This window comes from Occultella kanbiaonis (assembly GCF_009708215.1).
Classification (GTDB): Bacteria; Actinomycetota; Actinomycetes; order Actinomycetales; family Beutenbergiaceae; genus Occultella; species Occultella kanbiaonis.
Genome location: NZ_CP046175.1, coordinates 1732193 through 1745780, shown reverse-complemented (window position 1 = coordinate 1745780; position 13588 = coordinate 1732193). Strand labels below are relative to the sequence as shown.

Here is a 13588-nt window from a genome sequence, read left to right as displayed (position 1 = left end):
TCGCCCGACCGGTCACCGTGAGCGGCGGCTCGGGACGCGCCGGAAGAGCGCCGGCCGCGTCGGCGCCAGGACCGCCACCACCGTGATGCCGACGGCGAAGGGCACGACTCCGAGCGCGAGCATCGCCATCCCGGTGCTCCCGCCGAACTCGACCACGTCATGCGCGAGCAGCAGTTGGGAGACCGTCTGGAACGCCGCGTGGAAGCCGATGCACGTCCACACCGATCCGGTGATCATCCGCAGGTAGCCGAGCCCGATCCCCATCGCCACGAACATCGACAGGTCGGCCACGCCCGTGTAGCCGCGCAGCGCGAGCGCGAACCCCGCGAAGAGGACGGCCTGGCCCACGATGATCCACCAGCCTCGTAGCCGCTCCCCGAGGACCCCGGTCACGTAGCCACGGAACACGACCTCCTCCGGGATCGCCTCGCTGACCAGCACCGCGAAGAGGACGAACACCACGGCCGTGACGACCTGGGTCGGCGACCCATGCAGCGCCAGCGGCGTCCCGGTCAGCGCCATGACCGCGAGGACGACTGCGGCCGGCACGAGCCAGGCCAGGAAGCCCGTCGTGAACGCTCGCCAGCCATCCCGCGGGCGGGTGATCCCGAACGACGCGAGGTCGCGGCGGTCCACGCGTCGCACGAGGACCGCGACGATCGCGAGGACGGCCGCCGAGAGGATCGCACCGCCGACCACCCGCACGGCGAGGGAACGGGACTCGGCCGGTCCGCCGTCGCCCGCCACTGCGACCAGCAGCAGGAGGCCACCGGCCAAGGACCCGACGGCGATCGCGAGCCGCGCTAGGAAACTCACCACGCCGGGTCGCGTCTCGACGATCGTTCTGGTCGTGCCGTGCGCACTCATGGTGATCTCCGCTCATCGGTGTGGGTGGGCGCCGCGCGACCGCTACCGCCGTAGCGGCGCGCGATCGTGCCGAACGCCAGCTTCGGGAGCCACGAGTCCGCGATAGGGGCGACGACGCCGTAGCTGGCGGCGTCGAGGTCATGGCCGGGTTCTTCGGATCGGGTCAGGGCGGGCTCGCTGAAGCCCCACACGAACGTGCCGTCCACACCCGCGTCCCCGAAGATGTCGAACAGCTCGTCGAGATAGTCCGCCTGGACGCGCTCGTCCCGTTCGAGTGACATCGGGACCCGCATCCCGCCGTCGGCGCCGGCTCTGAGTACATTGGCGGCCTCGGAGGCGTTTTCCGCGGCACCGACGTAGGCGCAGGTGCCGAACTCGAACATGAGGACCGGACGTCCGGCCCGGTGGTGGCGCTCGACGGCGTGGCGCACGTCGCCGGCGAACCGCCAGGCGTTCGCCGCGTCCCGGTACGCATCGAGCCCGACTGCGTCGAACAACGACCAGTCCGGCCGTTCCCACTCCCCCGCGCCATAGCTGATCGGTCCGGCGAATCGGCCCCTGGCAACGGTGACGAGTCGCGCGAGGAAGCGGCGTAGCCGCCAGTTGATCAGTGGCAGGGCGATCGACACGTACGGGAGCGCGAGCCCTCGTCGGATGAACGTCCCACCCGGCACGAAGCCGTTGGCGGACAGGCTGAGTTCGCAACCGACGTTCAGGCTCACATCGCCCTTGCTGAGGCGCAGCGCCTCGGCCCGCTCGGCCACGAGCTCGAGATTCTCCGCTATCCGCTCCGGGTCCACGTCGAACACGCGCGGCTGGATCCAGACAGCCAGGCCCTCCTCGCGGGCGACGGTGGCGGTCTCCAGCAGCCGGCCGGCGTCCGTGGCCATCACGAGCACGGTGTCGCAGCCGAGTCCGTCCCGGATGGCCCGCATGTCGCGACGGGCCCGCTCGGGGGTCCAGTGCGGGTTGGACTCGAAGTCACGTTCGTAGCGGACACCGGCGTCGTAGCCGATGCCCTGCACGCCGAACGCACGCTCACCCATCCGGCCGGTATCCCAGCGCCGCGAGCAGCATCGGGATCAGCTGGTCGCCGTAGGCGTCGAGGTCGACGCCCGCATCGATCTGCGATCTGGTGAGGGCGCCGTCGAGGGCGTGGATCACGGTGGTCCGGGCGACGGTGAGGTCGACCTGGCGGAACTGGCCCGCGGCGATCCCCTCCGCGACCATGCCCTCGAGCAGTGCGTTCTCCTCGTCGCTCTCGGCCAGGTACAGCGGCACTCCGTCACCGTCACGGTGCGAGACCGCGATTTCGACGGCCGCGATCATCTCCTCCCGGTGGTCCCGCACGAAGGTCAGGTAGCCACGCGCGAACGCCGCGAGCCGGGCCGCGGGGTCGTCGGCGCCGGCGACGGCCGCGCGCGTGGCCTCCTCGACACCGGTGAACACCTGGTCGATCACGTACAGGAGCAGCTGCTCCTTGCCCTCGAAGTGGTAGCTGATGATGCTCTTCGCGATCCCGGCCCGGGCAGCGATCTGCGCGAGCGACGCCCGGTGATAGCCGACGTCGTTCACCGTCGCGATGGCCGCGTCCATGATCTGCGCGCGGCGGGCGGCCTCGGTGAACGTCCCGGACCGACCGGTTGAACCGCTTTCTGACCGCATGATCCGAGATTAGGCCGATCGGTCAGAACGGTCAAGGGTCGACGATCGCGCTCGGGTCGGGCGTTGCTCGCGAGCGCAGGGAGCCGGCCGGCCCGACCACGCCGCATGATCAGGACGCGGGCGTCACCCCCAGTTGGCGGCGTCGGTGAGGCAGAACGGGTGGCCGGCCGGGTCCAGGAGCACCCGCCAGGTCTCGCCGGGCTGGTCCGCGGGGACGGTCGCACCCAGTTCCACGCAGCGCGCCTCGGTGGCGGCGATGTCCTCGCAGGCGAGGTCGAAGTGGAACTGCTTGCTTCCGTTCGGGTTCGGCCACGCGGGCGGCAGGTAGTTCTCGACGCGGCCGATCCCGATGGCGGCACCGGGACCGGCCAGCATGGCGTACTCGTCCTGGACGACCAGGGTCTGTGTCTCGAGCAGGGCGGACCAGAAGGTCGCGAGCGGGCGCACGTCGGCGCAGTCAAGGGTGATCATCTTCAGCGTTGGTGCGGGCATGGCGGCCACGATGCCGCACCCGCGCCTGCGTCGATAGAACAAATCCGACACGCGGCTCCGCGCTCGGATCAGAGCAGTTTCCGCAGCGTCCGCAGGTTACGGGTGGTCAGCACCGACTTGTACCGCGCCCGGGAGGTCAGCCTCGCGAACGCGGTGTCCGTGCTGGAACCCTTCGGCGCCTCCCAGTAGATGACGCCCTCCCCGGGGCGCACCTGCTCGACGTCGGGGTCGACCTCCGCGGCCAGTGCTCCGACCTCCCCGAGCGCGGCGTCGTCGGCGCAGAACATCACGTAGGGGTGGTGGGTGGCCTCGTCGGTGTCGAACGGATAGTCCGCCACGATGGCGGCGATCCGTTCCAGCGGCAGCACCTGCACCCAGGCCTCGTAGCCGAACGCGTCCCGCAGCGCGGTCTCGATCTCGGGCCGTAACCGCGCGGCCGGGAGGTCGGAGGTGACCAGGGCGTTGCCACTGGCCAGGACCGTGCGCACCTCGGCGAGACCGGCGGCCTCCAGGACCCTGCGCAGATCGGCCATCTTGACGTTGATCCCGCCGACGTTGACCCCGCGCAGCAGGACCGCGTACCGCGCGGCATTGGGCTCGGACGACGTCGAAGGCATGCCGCCGACCCTACGACCGTCCACCGTCACCGGGAAGCAGCTGTGCGCGCCGACCCGCGCCGAGCTCGTTCAGGAATAAAGCAGTGACCGGGGCTGCGGTCCGATGGTTACCTATCGGGGTCGCTCCGTCGGGCGGCACCCACCACCACCGCATCGAGAGGTAACACCCATGCACCCGTTGACGATCTATGACGTCCAACACCTCGAGCAGGCACAGCTGCGCACCGAGGTCGAACAGCGCCGCAGGCTCAGGCAGCAACTGTTCGATCGCATCACGCGAAGCAACCAGATCACCGCTCGGGGCGGCCGGAGAATCGGCCGTCCTTCTTCTTTGTCCGGCTCGAACGAGCCCGCAGACCGCGACTACGTCAGGGCCAGCTGAACGCCGGCCCGTGTGGGCGCGTGGTGGTGGTCGCCTCGCCCGAAACCAGACCGGACGGATCGAGTCCGGACCGGCCGGAGAACCCGGCGGCACTTCGGTGCCGCCGGGTTCTCTGTTTCCCGGGCCGTGCAGTCGCCGGGCCCGGGCCGCTCACACGGCCCGGCGCTCCGGAGCCCGCCAGGCCGGGTCCCTGCCGATGAACCCGAGCATCCGGTCCTGCACGTCGGCGTCGTCGGGCACCGGCACCCGCGGTCCGAACTGGCCGCTCGAACGCATGATCCCCTCCATCGGCTCGCCGGCCGCCAGTCCGGCGGCGCACCGATCGGGATCCAACCGGTCGTCCTGACCTGTCGCCCGGGCGAGATCCCAGGTGTGCATGAACACGTCCGGCGTGTAGAGCCGGTCAACGACGTCCGCGGCCGCCATCTCTCCGAAGTTCGGATTGCTGACGCTTCGCCGGCTGCGTACCGGATCGTCGAGCAACGCCTGGACCCCGTCCGAGTGCGCACGCCATGCGGCGACGGGATCGTCGGCCACCGGCGGCACCTCCGCGACCTGGAAGCCCAGCACCTGGGGCAGCCACTCGATGAGGTGGGCCACCACGTCCCGGGCGACCCATTCGGGTACCGGAGACGGATCTCCCCAGCTGCCCGGGTCGGTGCCCTCCACGCGTGCTGTGAATGTCGCCGCGACCTCTCGGTACTCGGCTGCGGGATCCCTGCTCATCTCGTTGCCCTTCCTCTAGGTCACCCGTTGACCAGGTTCGTAATCAACCAGTTCGTTGACCTCATTGAAGACCGCGCAGGAGTCGTTGTCAACCCTTGAGTTGATTAAGGAGCGTGAGCGACTGCCACCATGTCGCAGGCTCGGACTAGGCTGACCCAGTGAGCAATTCCGCCAAGACCGCCGGCTCCGACGCGATCGTCTGGATCGACTGCGAGATGACCGGCCTCGACCTGACCAGGGACGCCCTCGTCGAGATCGCCGTCATCGTCACCGACTCCGAGCTGCACGCGCTCGACCCCGGCCTCGACCTCGTGATCAAGCCACCGGCCGAGTCGCTTGTGGACATGAACGAGGTGGTCGTCGAGATGCACACCTCGTCCGGCCTGCTCGACGAGCTCGACTCGGGCATCACGCTCGCCGACGCCGAGGAGCAGGTCCTGGCCTACATCCGCCGGTTCGTGCCGGAATCAGCCCGGGCCCCGCTCGCGGGCAACTCCGTGGGCACCGACCGTGGCTTCCTCGAGCGGGACATGCCGGCACTCACCGAGTTCCTGCACTACCGGATCATCGACGTCTCCTCGATCAAGGAGCTGGCCCGCCGCTGGTACCCGCGCGCCTACTTCAACGCACCCAAGAAGGCCGGCGGCCATCGCGCCCTCGCGGACATCGCCGAGAGCATCGACGAGCTGCGGTACTACCGTGCCGTGCTGTTCCCCGACGGCTCCGGGCCTGACTCGGCCACGAGCAGGAAGGTCGCCGCGATGATCGCGTCGGCGCCCACGGTCGCGGCGGCGCCGACCTCCGCAACCTGACCCGCGCCGTCGGGCGTTCGGCGGTGGCGCGACCACCCTCCGAACTTCGCTATGATTGGCAATCGCGACCGCGCCTGCGCGGGACGTCATGGTGGGTATAGCTCAGTCGGTAGAGCGCCTGGTTGTGGTCCAGGAGGCCGCGGGTTCAAGCCCCGTTACTCACCCCAAGCACGAACGAGGCCCGAACCCAGGGCGGACAAGCGCTCCGGTCAGGGTTCGGGCCTCGCCCGGTTCGGCCGGGGGCGCCGCAGACGAGCGGGATCGCCCGTCCACGGCGGCGCCGGCGCTCAGCCCTCGAACGCCTGACGGACCTCGTCGGCCTCGCCGGCGACCAGGTTGGTCGCGATGAGCGTGCCCTCGTGGCCGCGGAACCGTTCGGCCACCAGGTCGAGGTCGCGTTCGCTGGTGACGACGAACAGCGCGGAACTACCTGGGCCCACCTGCTTGCCGATGGCGTCGAGCTGTTCCCGGGTGATGCCGACGTCCTGCATGTGCTTGTTCAGCAGTGAGATCGCGGCACCCGCGGCGGCTCCGATGAGGGGCAGGAAGAAGAGCGCCCCGAACAGCACGCCCCAGAACGCACCCCAGCCGGCAGCGCGCCAGTTGTCACGGTTCTCGTACTTGACCTCGGGACGATCGGCATCGGCGGGCCAGGTGAGGACGGCGTAGTCCTCGACCTTGATCAGGCCCTCGCTCTTGACCTGCTTGAGCGTGGACGCCGCACGATCGGCACCGTCGACCGAATCGAACTTCCATGTGGTGAACGTAGTCACGCGTATGTTTCCTCTCGGAGTCGCACCTGAAGTGATCAGTATCACGTTCCGCAGGAGCCGCCGCCAGAGCGGCTCGCCCGGACCACCCAGAACGGATGAGGAGTTCCCGTGCCCGTCGGACCAGGCACCACCCCGCCGGCCGTGACCCTGGCCCTGCCGTTCGACGGCCGGTGGCGAGTGGAGAACAGCCCGGCCCGACGCGTGCCGAGCCACGGTACGAACCTGTTCGCGACCAGGTATGCGATCGACTTCGTCGGGGTCGACGAGCGCGGCCGGACCGCGCCGAGCACGAGTTGGCGCACGCTCCTCGCCGCCGAGCCACCCGAGCTGTTCCACGCGTTCGGGCGCCCGATCCTGGCACCGGTCGGTGGCCGGGTCGCCACGGTGCACGACGGCGAGGCCGACCACCACGCCCGGCGCTCGGTGGCCCTGGTGCCGTACCTGCTCGGCCAGGCGAGCCGCGCCCGGCAGGGTGCGATCGCCCTCGCCGGCAATCACGTCGTGATCGAGACGTCCGACGGCGGGGCGTACGTCGGTCTGATGCACCTGCGGTCGGGCTCCGTCCGGGTTGCCGTCGGCCAACGGGTCACCGTGGGCGAGCAGGTGGCCGACTGCGGCAACTCGGGCAACTCCACCCAGCCGCACGTCCATGTACAGGCGATGGACGCCGTCGACCCCTTGTCCGCCCGCGGCCTGCCGATCAGTTTCACGCGTTTCGAGGAGATGCCCGCGCGCGGCCGAACCTTCGTACCCCGTGAACTGGCGGTGCCCGCCGAGCGCTCGATCGTGGCACCGCGCGCCTGACGGCGCCGCCGCGATCAGGCCAGGTCGATGTTGTTGCTGTCCGGTCCCATCCGCAGTTCCGCGACGAGGGAGTCAGCGAACCGGTCGAGCGCGCCGCGGCCGAGCGAGGCGAACAGCGACGGCTCGATGAGCTCGAGCTCCATCACCACGGACTTGCCGTTGGTGGGCACCAGGTCCACCCGCGCGTAGGCGAGCGGCCGGCTGGAGATGGACCGGCCGGGGATCCGTGCCCGGGCGAACGCCAGGGCCTGCTGTCCCGCAGCGATCTCCTCGGGGGTGGCGTGGTAGGCCTCCATGACCTCCTCGCGGGGACGCTCGGCCTCCACCTCCTCGGTGGTCAGCATCGCGGCCTTGCGGGTCGCGTGCGAATACGTGCCGTGGAAGAACACGAGGGCGATCTCGCCGTGGGAGTCCACCTCGGGCAGATACCGCTGGACCATCACCGAACGGCCCTCGCCGAGGAGCCGCTTGGCATGCTCGATGGCGTACCGGCGGGAGTCAGCGTCGGTGGCCGTGTACCGACCGGCGTCGAGGGAGCCGGAACTGATCGCCGGCTTGATGACGAAGTCCTCGCGGGCCGGGAACCTGTTGTGCAGGGCGCGCTTGTCGTACCCGCGCTCCGGCTCGAGCCAGGTGGTCTGCACCACGGGCAGCCCATGGTCCTCGAGCGCCTGCAGATAATGCTTGTCCGAGTTCCAGCGCACCACGTTCGGCGGGTTGACCAGCCGCGGCACGGACCCGGCCCACGCCACGAACTCCTCACGACGGGCGGCGTAGTCCCACGCGGACCGGATCACGGTCAGGTCGTAGCGCGACCAGTCCACCGCCGGGTCGTCCCAGACCACGGACTCGGCCGCGACGCCGCGCTCGGCCAGTGCGGGGATGAGCGGGGCATCCTCGTCGTCGAGGTCGGGCAGTTCGGCGCACGTGACGAGCGCGAGGCGTGGAGTGGTGGGCACACCTGAACCGTACTAAGAAGTTCACGCCGGCGGGACTACGCCAGGTGCACCGGCGCCGTACCGTGGCGCCATGGCCATCTCCTCGGACGACTCACCCCTGTACCCACCGATCGACCCGTACGCGAGCGGCATGCTCGCCGTCGGCGACGGGCACGAGATCTACTGGGAGGTCTCGGGCAATCCCGACGGGCAGCCCGTGGTGTTCCTGCACGGTGGTCCGGGCGGGGCCACCAACCCCGACCAGCGCCGGTTCTTCGACCCGGTCGCCTACTGGATCATCCTGTTCGACCAGCGCGGCTGTGGCCGCTCCACGCCGCACGCCGCCTCTCCCGGTGCCGACATGAGCGCGAACACCACCTGGCACCTGGTCGCCGACATCGAGGCGCTGCGCACGCACCTGGACGTCGAGTCCTGGCACGTGTTCGGCGGGTCCTGGGGCTCCACCCTCGCCCTCGCCTACGCACAGAAGCACGCCGAGCGGGTCCGCTCACTCGTGCTGCGCGGCATCTTCACGCTGCGCAAGGCCGAGCTGGACTGGTTCTACGAGGGCGGCGCGAGCGCGCTGTTCCCGGACTGGTTCGAGCGGTACGTCGCGCCGGTTCCGCCGCCGGAACGGGGCGACTGCATGGGCGCGTTCCACCGCCTGTTGCACGACCCCGACCCGAGCGTGCACGGCCCGGCCGCCGTCGCCTGGTCCACTTGGGAGGCGGCGACCACGTCCCTGCTCATCGACGACGACTCGATCACGAAGTTCTCCCAGCCGGAGTTCGCGCTCGCGTTCGCGCGGATCGAGAACCACTACTTCGTGAACAGGGGCTGGTTCACCGAGGGCCAGCTCATCGAGGGCGCCGCGGCCCTGGCGGACATCCCCGGCGTGATCGTCCAGGGCCGCTACGACGCCTGCACCCCGGCCACGACCGCCTGGGACCTGCACCGGGCCTGGCCGCAGGCCGAGTTCGTCATGGTGCCGGACGCCGGGCACGCCTCGACCGAGCCCGGCATCGCCCGCGCACTGGTCGCCGCCACGGACAAGATGGCGGCGCTGCAGGTGCGGTGAGGCCCGACGGCGGTGGCTCGGCAGCGGCTGTCCGGTCCGCCTCCCGGAGGTCACCGCTCGGGCTCGGTGGGATCAGGCCCCGCCGTGCGCCGGTGCGAACAACTCGTCCAGGTGCTCCGCCGCGCTGGGGTCCGCCGCGATCTGTGCAAGTGCGGAGCGCTCCGCGCGGGACCCGAGGGTCGGGCCCCGCGCGTACACGTCCACCCCGGCGGGGGTGAAGAGGGTCCGGGCGAAGTACGTGACGGCCCAGTCCTCCTCGGCGTGCACCACGCGCCACATGCTGCTGGTCAGCCGAGTCAACGAGCCGAGTCCCCGCCAACGGTAGCCGCCGCCCGGGACCGGCAGATCGATGCCCAGGACCCACCGTTCCCGGCCACGGCGCGTATACCTCACGGCATCCAGCACCCGCCCGTCCGGCAGTGACAGGTAACTGATCCGAGGATCGCGCCGGTGGCGCCAGAACGGCAGGCTGGTGCGCACCACGAACCAGGTACCCGTGACGGTCTCGGTCACACCCAGTCCGGCTCGTAGGGCAGGAACTGCAGCCGCATGTCGCAGTCACGCAGCGACTTGTCCGCCTTCGCCTGGTTGCACGGGCGGCAGGCCGCGACCAGGTTCAGCCAGGAGGACCGGCCGCCGCGGGCGCGGGGCACGACGTGGTCGACGGTCGTGGCCGACCGACCGCAGTAGGCGCAGGTGAACCGGTCACGGCGGAGCACGCCGGCCTTGGAGAAGACCGGACGGCGGCCCTCGAGCTGGTGCACGATCGAGACGGCGCGGGTCAGGCGCAGCACACGAGGCACCACGTAGGGGCCGAAGGTGGAGCCGTCCTCGACCTCGACGATCTCCACGACGTTGCGGCGCAGCAGTGCGATCGCCTTGCGCAGGGGCACGATGTGCAGGACCTTGTCGTCGGGCGGGTTCAGCACGGCGATCGCCATAAGCACCACTCTCCTCGTCGGTCCCCGATCACGTTCCTACGCCACGCCGGGTGTGCGATCAAGGGGTTTTGCGTGAACGCCCGCCGCCAGAACGGATGCGGCGACGCCGCCGAAGGCCGCCGGCCCGGGCCGGAGCCGGGCATGAGGAAGGGCCCCTGACCGCGTTTACGCTGGTCAGAGGCCCTCTCGTGGTACACCCCCTGGGACTCGAACCCAGAACCCAGTGATTCAGAGGATGCGCAGGTCAGAGCCGTCGTAGACCTGGACGCCGAGCGGGAGCGCCGGCGCGGCAACCGCGCTACCGACACGGCGGTGCCGGCATGAGCGCCGCCGGCCAGGACGCGCTTGACCACGCGCTCGAAGGTGTGCCGTTGACCGCGGATCAACTGCGGATCGTCGCGTGGTTGAAGGGCTGGGACGCCGACGTTCTGTTCAACGTCTCCGACATCATCAGCCGCGCCCGGATCGTGGGGCTGGACCGTGGGGCTGGACTGGACTCCAACCCTGAGCCGAAGGCGATCCGGTGAGCGGGCACTCGTCACAGGCCGGCCTCGCGGCGTGGTCCGGCGCTCCGGGGACCGGTGTGCACCGGGTGACCGTGGCCGAGCTCGCCGGCGAGTGGGCGGCGCGGTGCACGTGCGGGTCGGTGGCGTTCGGTGCCGACGCGACGGCAGCTCGTGATGGCCTGCATGTGTCCGGCGTCACGTCGGGTGCCGGCTTTCAGGTGCCCGGAATCGCCCGATAGGCACTGGCGTGACAATGACGTGGGCAGTGGCGGTAGCGGGTTTCGTGTTGGCTCTCCGGTCGGCTGGACGGTCTGAGCAGACGATCGCGCTTCGCCGCTACCACCTGGACCGGCTCGCCGCGGTGATGCGGCCCCGCGGGCCCTGGCAGGTCACCGGAGCGCAGCTCGTGGCGTGGACCGGCGGTCAGACGTGGGCGGCCGAGACGCGCCGCTCGCACCGGTCGAGCTTCACCCAGTTCTACCGATGGGCGATCGAGGCCGGCCACACCGACACCGACCCGACCCGGGCCCTGCAGGCGGTCAAGCCCGGGCAGCCGCGGCCGCGCCCAACGCCGGAGCGCGCCCTGACCGCCGCCCTTGCCCGGGCACAGCCCCGCGAGCACCTGGCGCTGCGGCTCGGGGCCGAGGCCGGCCTCCGCCGCGGGGAGATGGTGCTCGTGCACGCCCGGGACCTGGTGGACGACCTGATCGGTTGGACGCTCGTGGTACACGGCAAGGGCGACCGCGAGAGGGACGTCCCGTTGTCGGACTCCCTCGCCGGCGCGATCCGGCGAGCGTGCGAGGCCGGCGGCGGGTTCGCATTCCCGGGCCGGATCGATGGGCACCTGTCCGCGCACTACCTCGCCAAGCGGGTCTCGGACCTGCTGCCCGATGGCGTCAGCACGCACACGCTCCGGCACCGGTTCGCCACCCGGGCCCACGCCGTTGAGCGGGACCTACTCAGCGTCCAGCAGCTCCTAGGGCACGCCTCACCGTCCACGACGCAGCGCTACGTGCTGGTGCAACCGGACGCGTTGCGCCGGACCGTGCTCGCGATCGCGAGCTAGTCGCCGTAGCTCGCGAGCAGGATCGCGGACACCCGGGCGATGGAGACGCCGGCCGCGGCCGCGGCGCCCCGCTGGGACATGCCGCCGTCGACGGCTTCGCAGATGAGCCGGTCCCGTTGCTCCCGTTTGGCGTCGTAGGAGTCCTTGGCGCTGGTGACCGCCGCGCCGGCGGTCGAGAGGCGGGTTTTCATGTCGGTGAGCACTGCGGTAGCCACGGAATCTAGCCAATCTCGGGTGACACGTTCACCCGCGTGAACGGCGCTGTTCACTTCCATGAACACCCAGCCCCGATGGCAGATTACACAACCGTGAGCACCCGATCGAAGAAAACTGTCAGAGTCCGTGGCACGTGTCGCGACGGGCACACGACCGAGGGTCAGTCCGACCCCGGCCGGCTCACCGCCGAGCTGGTGTGTGCCGTCGAGGGGTGTGGTCTGCCGGTCAAGGGCCGGCGCATCCCGGCCGACACTCCCCCGCCCGGTGACGTCGTGACCGCCAAGCCGGCGGCCGCCGACGCCGACCCCTACACCGTCCGAGAGGTGACCGACTATGGCACGCAACCCAAGCAGCGACGACAGCAGCAGCAGCCAGCTCCAGGACCCGAGCCCGAGCAGCCCGCGGGCGATCCCGAGCCCGAGCCCGCTGCTGTTCCGGGAGCCGGACCCGGCGACGATGGCAGAGACGGCGGCCCCGTCACCTTCCGACGCCGGCGACCCGTGGAGCGCCAGCGGCGACGTCGCGGACCCCGGCCCATCCCCGACTTCCTCGGCGGGATCATCCGGTAAGCCGGTCGCACCCAAGGCGATCATCAAGAAGGCCGCCCGTGACGGCGTACTCGGGGCCGGCGTCGTGGTGCACGAGGTGGCCGCCCGTGACGACGTGGACCGGGACTCCGGGATCTGGCTCACCGACGACGACGACGCGAAGGCGATCGGTGACCCGCTGGGCAACATCGCCGCCCGCCGGTCGATGATCACCTCAGCGGCGAACCCCGATGTCGTGGACGCGATCGCGGCCGGCGTCGGCCTGGTCATGTACCTCGGCAAGCAGCTCGTGAAGTGGCGCAGCAACCGCCAGGCGAAGGCTGAGCGGGCGGCCGCCGCGGCGACCGTGCCCACCGACGACGGCGAGCAGCTCGACGACCTGGACGCCGGCGTTACCTCGAGCACGAGCCCCACGGCGTGGTGACGTCCAGCGCGCACGAGCAGGACCAGGGCATGCCGCTGGGCGACCTGGACCCGTCCCGGCCGATGATCGTGAGCGCGTGGGGTCGCAAGGGGTCGGGGAAGTCGGTGTTCAACCGCCGGCTCTACCAGTCCTACCCGTTCGACAAGGTCGCGATCGATGTCAACGGCAACGCCGAGCCGGGCGACGACGCCGAGCAGCTCACGGGCCCGGTGCCGGACGCGTTCCCGGCCGCGCCGGCGCGCAACGGGCGCCGCGTCACCCGGAACCTGCACTACCGGGCCGATCCCGGGTCAGACACCTACGTGGACGACCTGGACCGGGCGGTAGGGCTGGGTCTGTACCCGCAGGACCGGCCGGCGGCGGTGTGGGCGGGCGAGGTGGGCGAGTTCATGCCCACCGCGGCGAAGATCGGCCCGCACATGCGCCGGTTGCTGATGCAGAACCGGCACTACCGCACGACGGCGTTCTTCGACGGGCCCCGCCCGGTGAACGTCTCCCCGCTCGTGCTCGCGCAGAGTGACCTGGTGGCGGTGTTCCAGTTGCCGAACCCCGACGACCGGGAGCGGATCGCCAAGACGATCGGTTACCCGGCCGATCGGTTCCACGCTGAGTGTCATGAGACGTGGGGCCGCGGCCCGCACTGGTTCCTGTTGTGGGTCACCGCCGAGAATCAGCTCTATCGGATGGCCCCGCTGCCCGTCTGAGCGCACGAAAGCGGCCCCGGCACCTGGTG

19 protein-coding genes and 1 tRNA gene are annotated in these 13588 nt (G+C 70.6%); 9 read left to right on the top strand and 11 right to left on the bottom strand.

Annotation, left to right across the window (positions count from 1 at the left end; translation table 11 throughout):
* Positions 1–12: 12 nt before the first annotated feature.
* From GKS42_RS07935 to GKS42_RS07915, 5 genes are all read right to left on the bottom strand, one after another.
* Complete coding sequence (locus GKS42_RS07935; RefSeq protein WP_154793334.1) at positions 13–867, bottom strand: CPBP family intramembrane glutamic endopeptidase; 855 nt, start codon at positions 865–867, stop codon at positions 13–15.
* The gene (locus tag GKS42_RS07930) at positions 864–1913 is read right to left on the bottom strand and encodes a glycoside hydrolase family 113 protein (protein WP_154793333.1); all 1050 of its coding nucleotides are present in this window, start codon (positions 1911–1913) and stop codon (positions 864–866) included. Before GKS42_RS07930 ends, GKS42_RS07935 begins: the two co-directional genes overlap by 4 nt.
* A complete protein-coding gene (locus GKS42_RS07925; RefSeq protein ID WP_154793332.1) occupies positions 1906–2532 on the bottom strand; it encodes a TetR/AcrR family transcriptional regulator in 627 nt (208 codons plus the stop codon). The genes GKS42_RS07930 and GKS42_RS07925 overlap by 8 nt, the downstream gene beginning before the upstream one ends.
* Positions 2533–2655: 123 nt before the next feature.
* Complete coding sequence (locus tag GKS42_RS07920; protein ID WP_154793331.1) at positions 2656–3024, bottom strand: VOC family protein; 369 nt, start codon at positions 3022–3024, stop codon at positions 2656–2658.
* A 68-nt stretch (positions 3025–3092) separates the two neighbouring features.
* Positions 3093–3641: a DUF1697 domain-containing protein gene (locus tag GKS42_RS07915; protein WP_154793330.1), complete on the bottom strand. Its 549-nt coding sequence runs from the start codon at positions 3639–3641 to the stop codon at positions 3093–3095.
* A 169-nt stretch (positions 3642–3810) separates the two neighbouring features.
* On the opposite strand from GKS42_RS07915, the gene GKS42_RS07910 reads away from it, so the two are divergent.
* A complete protein-coding gene (locus GKS42_RS07910) occupies positions 3811–4023 on the top strand; it encodes a hypothetical protein (protein WP_154793329.1) in 213 nt (70 codons plus the stop codon).
* Positions 4024–4173: 150 nt separating this feature from the next.
* Here the strand turns inward: GKS42_RS07910 and GKS42_RS07905 are convergent, their stop codons facing one another.
* The gene (locus tag GKS42_RS07905) at positions 4174–4749 is read right to left on the bottom strand and encodes a TIGR03086 family metal-binding protein (protein ID WP_154793328.1); all 576 of its coding nucleotides are present in this window, start codon (positions 4747–4749) and stop codon (positions 4174–4176) included.
* A 158-nt stretch (positions 4750–4907) separates the two neighbouring features.
* Between GKS42_RS07905 and orn the strand changes: the two genes are divergently transcribed.
* Both orn and GKS42_RS07895 read left to right on the top strand, forming a co-directional pair.
* Entirely contained in the window at positions 4908–5561 is a 654-nt protein-coding gene (gene orn, locus GKS42_RS07900) for an oligoribonuclease (protein WP_210769332.1), read from the top strand.
* 91 nt (positions 5562–5652) lie between these two features.
* Positions 5653–5728: transfer RNA gene (locus tag GKS42_RS07895), tRNA-His, on the top strand.
* 120 nt (positions 5729–5848) lie between these two features.
* On the opposite strand, the gene GKS42_RS07890 is transcribed toward GKS42_RS07895, so the two are convergent.
* A complete protein-coding gene (locus tag GKS42_RS07890; protein ID WP_154793327.1) occupies positions 5849–6334 on the bottom strand; it encodes a DUF1269 domain-containing protein in 486 nt (161 codons plus the stop codon).
* Positions 6335–6442: 108 nt separating this feature from the next.
* Between GKS42_RS07890 and GKS42_RS07885 the strand changes: the two genes are divergently transcribed.
* Positions 6443–7138 carry a M23 family metallopeptidase gene (locus GKS42_RS07885; protein WP_154793326.1) on the top strand — a complete coding sequence of 232 codons (696 nt, stop codon included), beginning with the start codon at positions 6443–6445 and terminating at the stop codon, positions 7136–7138.
* A gap of 14 nt (positions 7139–7152) precedes the next feature.
* Here GKS42_RS07885 and GKS42_RS07880 read toward each other — a convergent pair whose 3' ends face one another.
* Positions 7153–8097 carry an ATP-grasp domain-containing protein gene (locus GKS42_RS07880; RefSeq protein ID WP_154793325.1) on the bottom strand — a complete coding sequence of 315 codons (945 nt, stop codon included), beginning with the start codon at positions 8095–8097 and terminating at the stop codon, positions 7153–7155.
* Between the two features lie 70 nt (positions 8098–8167).
* Here GKS42_RS07880 and pip point away from each other — a divergent pair, with 70 nt between their 5' ends.
* Positions 8168–9154 carry a prolyl aminopeptidase gene (gene pip, locus GKS42_RS07875; protein ID WP_154793324.1) on the top strand — a complete coding sequence of 329 codons (987 nt, stop codon included), beginning with the start codon at positions 8168–8170 and terminating at the stop codon, positions 9152–9154.
* Between the two features lie 72 nt (positions 9155–9226).
* On the opposite strand, the gene GKS42_RS07870 is transcribed toward pip, so the two are convergent.
* Together GKS42_RS07870 and GKS42_RS07865 are read right to left on the bottom strand one after the other, a co-directional pair.
* Positions 9227–9667, bottom strand: a complete 441-nt coding sequence (locus GKS42_RS07870) for a hypothetical protein (protein ID WP_154793323.1) — start codon at positions 9665–9667, stop codon at positions 9227–9229.
* Positions 9664–10095 (bottom strand): HNH endonuclease, encoded by a 432-nt coding sequence (locus GKS42_RS07865; protein ID WP_154793322.1) that lies wholly within the window; start codon positions 10093–10095, stop codon positions 9664–9666. Before GKS42_RS07865 ends, GKS42_RS07870 begins: the two co-directional genes overlap by 4 nt.
* Positions 10096–10415: 320 nt before the next feature.
* Between GKS42_RS07865 and GKS42_RS07860 the strand changes: the two genes are divergently transcribed.
* Both GKS42_RS07860 and GKS42_RS07855 read left to right on the top strand, forming a co-directional pair.
* Entirely contained in the window at positions 10416–10622 is a 207-nt protein-coding gene (locus tag GKS42_RS07860) for a hypothetical protein (protein ID WP_154793314.1), read from the top strand.
* Positions 10623–10854: 232 nt separating this feature from the next.
* Positions 10855–11667, top strand: a complete 813-nt coding sequence (locus GKS42_RS07855; RefSeq protein WP_154793321.1) for a tyrosine-type recombinase/integrase — start codon at positions 10855–10857, stop codon at positions 11665–11667.
* Here GKS42_RS07855 and GKS42_RS07850 read toward each other — a convergent pair.
* Positions 11664–11882: a hypothetical protein gene (locus tag GKS42_RS07850; protein ID WP_154793313.1), complete on the bottom strand. Its 219-nt coding sequence runs from the start codon at positions 11880–11882 to the stop codon at positions 11664–11666. The genes GKS42_RS07855 and GKS42_RS07850 overlap by 4 nt on opposite strands.
* A gap of 334 nt (positions 11883–12216) precedes the next feature.
* Between GKS42_RS07850 and GKS42_RS07845 the strand changes: the two genes are divergently transcribed.
* Positions 12217–12855, top strand: a complete 639-nt coding sequence (locus tag GKS42_RS07845) for a hypothetical protein (protein WP_154793320.1) — start codon at positions 12217–12219, stop codon at positions 12853–12855.
* Complete coding sequence (locus GKS42_RS07840) at positions 12849–13559, top strand: hypothetical protein (RefSeq protein WP_154793319.1); 711 nt, start codon at positions 12849–12851, stop codon at positions 13557–13559. Before GKS42_RS07845 ends, GKS42_RS07840 begins: the two co-directional genes overlap by 7 nt.
* Positions 13560–13588: the final 29 nt, after the last annotated feature.

Bases quoted from the DNA above. Each gene is read 5' to 3' on its own strand.
- GKS42_RS07855 (WP_154793321.1), top strand. From the start codon at position 10,855: ATGACGTGGGCAGTGGCGGTAGCGGGTTTCGTGTTGGCTCTCCGGTCG.
- GKS42_RS07920 (WP_154793331.1), bottom strand. From the start codon at position 3,024: ATGCCCGCACCAACGCTGAAGATGATCACCCTTGACTGCGCCGACGTG.
- GKS42_RS07905 (WP_154793328.1), bottom strand. From the start codon at position 4,749: ATGAGCAGGGATCCCGCAGCCGAGTACCGAGAGGTCGCGGCGACATTC.
- GKS42_RS07915 (WP_154793330.1), bottom strand. From the start codon at position 3,641: ATGCCTTCGACGTCGTCCGAGCCCAATGCCGCGCGGTACGCGGTCCTG.
- GKS42_RS07930 (WP_154793333.1), bottom strand. From the start codon at position 1,913: ATGGGTGAGCGTGCGTTCGGCGTGCAGGGCATCGGCTACGACGCCGGT.
- pip (WP_154793324.1), top strand. From the start codon at position 8,168: ATGGCCATCTCCTCGGACGACTCACCCCTGTACCCACCGATCGACCCG.
- GKS42_RS07910 (WP_154793329.1), top strand. From the start codon at position 3,811: ATGCACCCGTTGACGATCTATGACGTCCAACACCTCGAGCAGGCACAG.
- GKS42_RS07845 (WP_154793320.1), top strand. From the start codon at position 12,217: ATGGCACGCAACCCAAGCAGCGACGACAGCAGCAGCAGCCAGCTCCAG.
- GKS42_RS07935 (WP_154793334.1), bottom strand. From the start codon at position 867: ATGAGTGCGCACGGCACGACCAGAACGATCGTCGAGACGCGACCCGGC.
- GKS42_RS07860 (WP_154793314.1), top strand. From the start codon at position 10,416: ATGAGCGCCGCCGGCCAGGACGCGCTTGACCACGCGCTCGAAGGTGTG.
- GKS42_RS07865 (WP_154793322.1), bottom strand. From the start codon at position 10,095: ATGGCGATCGCCGTGCTGAACCCGCCCGACGACAAGGTCCTGCACATC.
- GKS42_RS07925 (WP_154793332.1), bottom strand. From the start codon at position 2,532: ATGCGGTCAGAAAGCGGTTCAACCGGTCGGTCCGGGACGTTCACCGAG.